We start from the raw sequence: 7,926 nt of genomic DNA, 5'->3' as shown, positions 1-7,926 counted from the left end.
GGGGTGGGTGGCGGGCTGCCGCCGGTGTCAAAGGTGAACGCGTCGACGTCGAAGAGGAATCCGGAGCCGCCCGCGAAGGTCAGGTAGAGCGTGGTGGTGCCGGCCGGCGCACCGGAGATCGAGCCGCCCACGGTGGTGAAGTTCGTCCACGAGCCGGTGACCGGGACCGTGGCGGAGCCGAGGACAGTGCCGGTCGGCGAGCCGGCCCGGACCTCCAACCTGCCGCCCGCGCCGGCTGACGACACCCTGGCGCTGAACGACGTGGCCTTGCTCAGCTTGTACGGCTCGAGCGCGATCCAGTCGCCGTTCTCGATGTCACCGACGGACTTGCCGCCCTCGGCTGTCGACTTGTCGAGGACGGCGACACCGGACGATGTCTTGTAGTGCTCGGCCTGACGGTGCTTCGGTTGCAGGATGTGCTGCTTGTGCGTGGTGAGCCCGGCGTTGTCGGTGTACTCGGCGTCGAAGACCCCGAAGATGTTCGCCGCGTCGTCGTGTTCACCGTCGACCGGGATGGTGACCGTGCCGGAGCAGCCGGTCTTCGAGGTGATCGGATGGCCGTGGCTGTCGTGACCGACGATGTACGTCAGCTTGACCTTGGCGCAGTCGACCGTGCCGTCCTCCGGGTCCGTGACGGTGATACGGAACGGCACGGTGTCGCCGAAGGCGAAGATCTCCCCCGCGTCGGGGCTGTCGATGGTCACGGTCGGCGCGGTGTTGCCGACGGTGATCCGCACGTCGGCGGTGCCGGTGGCACCCTGCGGGTCCCGCACGGTCAGCCTGGCCGTGTAGTCACCGTTCGTGGTGTACGTCTTCGTCGGGTTGGCGGCGGTGGAGGTGGTGCCGTCGCCGAAGTTCCACGCATAGGTCAGTGCCCCACCCTCCGGGTCGGACGAGCCGGCCGAGGAGAAGGTGACGGTCAACGGCGCCGCTCCGGAGGTGCGGTTGGCGCCGGCCATCGCCGTGGGCGCCCGGTTGCCGGCGCCGACGTAGTCGAAGCGGTAGAGAGCGGAGTACTGGTCGCCTTGGTACAGCCCGGCGCCGTAGTCCAGCACGTAGTACGAGCCGTCGGGGCCGAACGCCGAGTCGATCACCTGCTTGCCGTTCCACGGGAAGCTGTCGATGGTCCCCGGGGAGCCGTCGGCGTTGAGGTGGATCGGCTTGATCCAGCCGCGGCCGAACTCCGTGGCGAAGAACTGCCCGTCGAACGACTGCGGGAACTTCGTGGGCGAGCCGACGTCGGGGTCGTACCGGTACACCGGGCCCGCCATCGGCGACTCCGAGCCGCCGCCGAACGCCGACGGGCTGCCGGCGTCGCCGCCGTAACGGATCCAGGCGGCCTTGGCGGGGGGCAGTGTGCTCAAGCCGGTGTTGCGGGGGGAGTTGTTCGTCGGGCCGCCCGAGCAGTTGTATTTCGGGCCTGCCGTGTTGGTGGCGAAGTCCCACTCGGCGTAGGTCTCGGAGTTCGTGTTCGTGCCGGTGCAGTACGGCCAGCCGTAGAAGCCCGGGCCCGTGACGCGGTTGAACTCGACCTGGCCCTGCGGCCCGCGCGCCGAGGTGGCGCCGGCATCGGGGCCGTAGTCGCCGACGTAGACGATGCCGGTGGCCTTGTCCACGCTCATCCGGAACGGGTTGCGCAGGCCCATCGCGTAGATCTCCGGTCGGGTCCTGGCCGTGCCGGGCGGGAACAAGTTGCCTTCCGGGATCGAGTACGACCCGTTCTCGTTCACCTTGATCCGTAGGATCTTGCCGCGCAGGTCGTTGGTGTTGGCGGCGGTGCGCTGCGCGTCGAACGCCGGGTTGCGGTTGGTCCGCTCGTCGAGCGGGGAATAGCCGGCGGACTCGAACGGGTTGGTGTCGTCGCCTGTGGACAGGTACAGGTTGCCTGCCGCGTCGAAGTCGATGTCTCCGCCGGCGTGGCAGCAGGTGCCTCGGTCGGCCGACACGTCGAGGATGTCCACTTTGCTGGACTGGTTGAGCGTGAAGTCGGCGTTGAGCGTGAACCGGGAAAGCCGGTTGACACCCTGCCACGCCGACCAGTTGCCGCCGGTGGTCGGTGCGTCGCCTCCTGGCGTGGACAGTGGCGGGGCGTAGTAGAGGTAGATGTGCCGGTTGGTGGCGAACCCCGGGTCGATGCCGATGCCCTGCAGGCCGTCCTCGTCGTGCGCGTAGACGGGGATGTTGCCGATCACCGAGGTGTTGCCGCCCGCATCCGTGCGGCGCACGGTCCCGTTGCGAGCGGTGTGCAGCACCGACCGGTCGGCGAGGACGGCCAGCGACATCGGCTCCCCGACTTCCGCGACTCCGCGGGCCAGTTGGACCTGCTGGAAGTCGGCGGGGTTGATCGGGTGCGCCGAGGCCGGGGTCGCACTGGACAAGGTCGCGACGAGAGCGGCCGCGACCAGGAGCAGAGCCGATCCGATGGCCGGCCAGCGCGCGGCTGCGGCCCCCTTGGTTAACATGAACATGACAATGCAGTCCCCTTCCTGAACAGGTGGTTGCCAGGCTTGGGGCGCGCGCTGCCGCGCCGATGCCGTAGCGGGATGTCGCCGCTTCGGCCCGCCAAGTGTGCTTCAGCGGGCCAGTACGCCGAGCAGGGGCAACAGCTCGGAATCAGGAGAAGTCGATGGCTACCGCGCTGCCGGGTCACATCGACGACCGTGATGGTCTGCCGACAAGGCTAGAAGACCTCAGCCCGATGCGTCCACACTTCCCTCAGGACCAACGGGGCTCTTGATGGGTCGCTTCGCGCGCGCAGGGCGCCGGGCATGTGACCGCCGTGCTCCTGCGGCGGTCGGTGGCGGTCCCGTGGTGCGGCACACCACTCGGGATGCTGTGCGTGCCGGGCCGGTCAGGCGCCGGGCAGCACGCCGGTACCGGACGGATCCGGAACGACAAGGTTGATCACGACATCACACAGACCCTGGGAGCGCGGGAAGCCCCGTCGGGGCAGGGTGACCCAATGGGCCCCCTGTCCCGACGGGGCTCGGTCGGCCGGACGGCGGGTCAACGGCGCCCGACAGGGACCGGTGCCGTGTGCGGCGCTCCCCGGCTCAGCCGAAGTTCACGTCGCTGCACCACATGTAGGCCTGGTCGAGGTGCGAGGCCTGCCAGATCACGAACAGGATGTGGTGTCCGGTGTAGCCGGAGGTCTGTACGGGGAACGTGATGTTCTGCGCCGGGGCGAAGCGGCCGGTCTGCGTGATGAAGTCGAGGTTGCTCCAGCCCAGGGTCTGCGTCTTGGGGTTGAAGCCCTGCTTGCTCACGTAGACCTTGAAGTAGTCGGCACCGTGGGACGCCTGGTCGTACAGGTGGACCGAGAAGTTGTTGCCGACGGTGGTGGTCTTCCACGGCCCGGGCTTGTCCAGGCTGGCGTTCCTCGAGAGGTTGTTGCTGCAGAGCGTCCCGTCGGGGGTCCGCGCCTGGAACTGGCCACCGAGGCCGTCGCGGAGCGCGCTCATCCAGTTCCACATGGTGTCGGGGTTGGCCTGGAAGGCCTGCCAGCACATGGGGTCCTGGGTCTGCATGGCCGGGTTCGTGTGGTTGCTGCCCCACGTCTTCCAGCACTGGTACGCGCGGGAGGCGGGGCCGACGACGGTGCCGTGAGCCTGGGCGGGGGCCGACCAGGTGAGTGCGCCGACAACCACGGCGAACAGCATGACGAGCGCCTGGAGAGGCCGGCGCAGGGGTGACCGCGAACGCCCGGCTAACGGACTCTGTTTGCGCATGTGGGGGGACTCCTTCCAGTTGCAAGGCTGTTATGGGAGCGCTCCCAACGGTAGGTCTTCTGAGTGAGATGTCAATGAAACGAACGGAGTTGGTTTCAGGGGTGGACGGCGAGCAGGGAGCCTGCCGTGAGCCGGCCTGTGCACGATGCGCGCGCCAGGTGGTGGTGCCTACTTGGCCGTCGTGCCAGCCGCGCGTCTCGAGGGAGTCCGGCGCCGTCGGAAAAGTCCGTTGCCGGAACAGCAGCATCGCCGATCGAATGTCTCCATGACTCATGACGCCGCAGCGGACCATGTGGAGCAGAACCGACGCTATTGGGATGACCAGGCGGCTGGGTGGCACGGGCCGCTCGCCCGCGGTCACTGGGCGCAGGTGGAGCCTTCCTGGGGATTGTGGTCCACGCCTGAGTCGCAGGTTTCCTTGCTTCCCGACGGCATCGCCGGGATGCGCGCGATCGAGTTGGGCTGCGGTACTGCCTACGTTTCCGCTTGGCTGGCCAGAGCAGGGGCCCACCCGGTCGGGATCGACCTCTCGGAGAAGCAGCTCGCCACTGCTCGCGCGATGCAGGCAGAGTTCGGTATCGACTTCCCCCTCGTCCTGGGCAATGCCGAGAAGGTGCCCTACGAGGACGACACGTTCGACCTGGCGATCAGTGAGTACGGCGCCTCGCTGTGGTGCGACCCCTACCAGTGGATCCCCGAGGCAGCCCGGCTTCTCGTTCCCGGAGGCCGACTGGTGTTCTCGCGCTACTCACCGCTGTTCGCGCTGTGCGTACCGCCCGAGGGACCGGCCTCCACCACTCTGTCCCGCAGCCAATTCGGCCTGACACGGCTGGAATGGGGGAATCACGTGGAGTTCGTCCTGCCGCACGGCGAGATGCTCCGTCTGCTGCGGGCCTGCGGCTTCGTCGTCGAGGACCTGATCGAGATTCAGGCACCCCAGTCCGCGAGAGACTTCCTAGAAGTGTCCGCCGACTGGGCCCGGCAATGGCCCAGCGAGGAGATCTGGAAGGCTCGGCTGGCAGGCTGACAGCTCCGCGGCACCGCGTATCGCCTAGCCTTGCTCATCCCGCGAAGCGCTTCGAAGCCTCCACCCGTGTCCGTAGTCCGAGCCGGGCGTCCACCAATCGGAACCGGCCGCGGACGGCAGGGCATCTCAGCATCTGGGAGACGGCTGGGCGCCAGCCATGGCTCGCCTGTCGGCGCACAACCGTGAACAGCGGTCCGGCGCGTAGGTGGCGCCGAAGATACCCGGCTTCGTTCAGGTGCGAGACGATCGCGAGGACTCTCGGCCAGGGCGATGTTCTGGGTTCTGGCCCTGTGCGGTATTTACCAGACAGTCCCCATGGGAGGCGTCGAGAGGGGTCCAGGGCCAGTGCTCACGCGTGTCTCCACGCGCACGAAGAGCGTCGGGCGGATGGGAGTCTCACCCTCCACGACTGCCGTCCGACGGCCGGCTGATTGGTGTGGGCCGTCCGCTCGGCCTGTTCGGCTAGGGCCATTCTTTGATCGTTGTTGACAGGACGAATGTGTTGGCCCGGCAGCCGCGAGGGCTAGCCTCGCCACGTCCGCACCCCCTCGTACCCACCCCCCACCTGAGGTGGCGGACGCCAAATCCCCTTTCGCACTCGAGGAAGGACTCTGATGGCACGCACCATCAGACGGTGGCTGCTCGCGGGGGTGGGAACCCTCAGCCTCGCGGTGGCGGGCGCCGTCCCCGCGACGAGCGCGGCCCACCAGGCCGCCTATCCGCGCGTACGGCCTACCGTGGCCGACTACACACAGGTGACCACCAGCCAGACCCCACCCACCCAGTCGCAGTGCGCCTCAGCAGGACGCCGCTGCTTCACCCCGCAGGCCATCCAGGCGGCCTACGACGTGGGCCCGCTGCACTCAGCCGGGGACGACGGACGCGGTCAGACGATCGCTGTCGTGGACTCCTACGGCAGCGACACCATGGCCCACGACCTGCATGTCTTCGACCGTGCATTCGGCATCACGCCCATGTGCGGGGAAGAGGGCGTCAGCTGCACGTCCGGCATGCCGACCTTCAGCGAGCTTCATCTGCAGGGCTCGCCCGCCACCAAAGCGCCGCCGTCCACGAGCAGCAGCCCGGGGCAGGAGGACAAGAGCGCGTGGGCCCTGGAGGTGGCCCTTGACGTCGAGACCGCCCATGCCATGGCGCCCGGCGCCAACATCCTGCTGGTGACCACCCCCACCGCCGAGACCCTCGGGGTACAGGGCTTCCCTCAGATGATGGCCGCCGAGCAGTACGTCGTCGAGCATCACCTCGCCACCGTCATCTCCCAGTCGTTCGCCTCCGCGGAGGGCGCCTTCGGCAGCGCCCAGTCGCTTCAGAAACTGCGCTATGCCTTCAAGTCGGCGGCACAGAACGGCGTCACCGTCCTCGGCTCCTCGGGTGACGACGGAAGCGCCGGCTCGGCCAAGACACCGGTGGGCCAGGGCGGGTCGACCCTCACCGGTCCCGCTGTCGAGTGGCCGGCTTCCGACCCGCTGGTCACCGGGGTGGGCGGCACGAACCTGTGCACCGACCCAGGCGCCACCAGCGGCAGGGTCGTCGACAGCGCCTCCCCGCCGGGGGCTTGCCAGAACGCCCCCGGTCAGTCGGAGACAGGCTGGACCGGTTCCGGTGGCGGCTACAGCAGCGTCTTCGCCAAGCCGGACTACCAGTCGGGCGTGCTGCCGGCCGGCAGCACAACCATCGGGACCATGCGCGGCGTTCCGGACATCTCCCTGCAGGCGAGTCCGTCGACGGGAGCGCTGGTGTACCTGTCCCTGCCGCCCGACGGCCAGAGCGGGCTGAAGTGCGGCAGCACACCGTGCAGCACGGGCTGGTACGACATCGGCGGCACGTCACTGGCGTGTCCTCAGTGGGCGGGCCTGGTCTCCATCGCCGCCCAGATGAACCACGGTGGACTCGGACGGATCAACCCGGCTCTGTACAAGCTCGCGTCCGACCCGGCCACCTACGCGGCCGACTTCAACGACGTCACCGTGGGCAACAACACCGCCGAAACGTCTGTCCCGGGCTATTCGGCCGGCACAGGATGGGACCCAGTCACCGGACTGGGGACGCCGAACGCGGCGAAGCTCCTGCCCGACCTCGTCAGCACCGTGCACGGCGGCTGACCTTCCGGGCCACAGCCGGGCATCGCGCCGCCGGCCGGCGGCGCGATGCCCGTTGCCACAAGCTGGTTGCGGGCGCGCTGGTTCGGCGTCAGCGTCTCCAGCAGCATCGCGGTGGTCACGGCTTCTCCGGTGAGCACATGGTCGATGGAGGGCCTCCGCCTGACGATCTGCGCGAGGTGCGCCCGGGGGTTTGCCGGTGCGGGAGCCGTACTTCGCGTAGCGGGAACTTGTAGGGGCCGTCGAGATCAGGATGGGTCGGAGAGCCGGTCGTGTGCCCCCGGGTGGGCGCGGCGACCGGTCCCGGCGGTCACCGGCAGGGCATCGCGGCGGGCCGACGAGGCTCTGTCAACTGGTCGGGCGCAGAGAGAGGTTGTAGTAGCGGATCTCCTCGTACTCTTCGAGTCCTTCTTGGCCTCCCTCGCGTCCCAGGCCGGACTGCTTGACCCCGCCGAACGGCGCGGCCGCGTTCGAGGGGACGCCCTGATTGATGCCGACCAGGCCGGTGGCGAGTTGGTCGGCCACGTTGAAGGCGCGGTCGAGGTTCTCGGTGAAGACGTAGCCGGCCAGGCCGTACTCGGTGTCGTTGGCGCGGGTGACGGCCTGGTCCTGGTGGGAGAAGCGCTGGATGGCGGCGACCGGTCCGAAGATCTCGGTGCGGGCGAGGTCGGCGTCGGCAGGTACGTGGTCCAGGAGCGTCGGTTCGAAGAAGGAGCCGGGGTGGCTGGGAGCGGAGCCGCCGGTGAGGAGGTGTGCGCCGCGCCGGGTCGCATCCTCGACGAGGCCGGAGAGTCTCGACACGGCCCTGTGGTCGATCACGGGGCCGAGGTCCACGCCGGGGGCGAGTCCGTGGCCTACACGCACGGCGGCCAGCCGGTCGGCCAGGGCGTCGACGAAAGCGTCGGCGATGCCGTCCTGGACGAGGATGCGGTTGGCGGCGATGCACGACTGGCCGCCGTTGCGCATCTTGGCGGCGAACGCGCCCTCGACGGCCCGCTCCAGGTCGGCGTCGTCGAAGACCAGCAGCGGGGCGTTGCCGCCCAGTTCCATGGAG

General features: G+C 68.9%; 5 protein-coding genes. 2 read left to right on the top strand and 3 right to left on the bottom strand.

From position 1 onward, the window contains the following. The coding region (locus GTY47_RS05225) for a carbohydrate-binding protein (protein WP_010037394.1) at window positions 1-2,468 on the bottom strand (2,468 nt) is incomplete at its 3' end. Between the two features lie 585 nt (window positions 2,469-3,053). After that, window positions 3,054-3,659: a lytic polysaccharide monooxygenase gene (locus tag GTY47_RS05220; RefSeq protein WP_010037391.1), complete on the bottom strand. Its 606-nt coding sequence runs from the start codon at window positions 3,657-3,659 to the stop codon at window positions 3,054-3,056. A 334-nt stretch (window positions 3,660-3,993) separates the two neighbouring features. Between GTY47_RS05220 and GTY47_RS05215 the strand changes: the two genes are divergently transcribed. Continuing rightward, window positions 3,994-4,755, top strand: coding sequence for a class I SAM-dependent methyltransferase (locus tag GTY47_RS05215; protein ID WP_010037385.1), 762 nt, complete (start codon window positions 3,994-3,996; stop codon window positions 4,753-4,755). 614 nt (window positions 4,756-5,369) lie between these two features. Continuing rightward, the gene (locus GTY47_RS05210; RefSeq protein ID WP_010037383.1) at window positions 5,370-6,875 is read left to right on the top strand and encodes a S53 family peptidase; all 1,506 of its coding nucleotides are present in this window, start codon (window positions 5,370-5,372) and stop codon (window positions 6,873-6,875) included. A gap of 345 nt (window positions 6,876-7,220) precedes the next feature. Here the strand turns inward: GTY47_RS05210 and GTY47_RS05205 are convergent. Then, window positions 7,221-7,926 (bottom strand): aldehyde dehydrogenase family protein (locus tag GTY47_RS05205; protein ID WP_010037381.1); only part of this gene is annotated, 706 nt, incomplete at its 5' end.

The organism is Streptomyces sp. SID5464 (assembly GCF_009862985.1).
Classification (GTDB): Bacteria; Actinomycetota; Actinomycetes; order Streptomycetales; family Streptomycetaceae; genus Streptomyces; species Streptomyces chartreusis_D.
Note: the sequence above shows the minus strand (reverse complement) of the source record. Positions and strands in the feature narration are given on the sequence as shown.

Coding starts and splice junctions, on each gene's coding strand:
- GTY47_RS05210 (WP_010037383.1), top strand. CDS start 5,370: ATGGCACGCACCATCAGACGGTGGCTGCTCGCGGGGGTGGGAACCCTC.
- GTY47_RS05220 (WP_010037391.1), bottom strand. CDS start 3,659: ATGCTGTTCGCCGTGGTTGTCGGCGCACTCACCTGGTCGGCCCCCGCC.
- GTY47_RS05215 (WP_010037385.1), top strand. CDS start 3,994: ATGACTCATGACGCCGCAGCGGACCATGTGGAGCAGAACCGACGCTAT.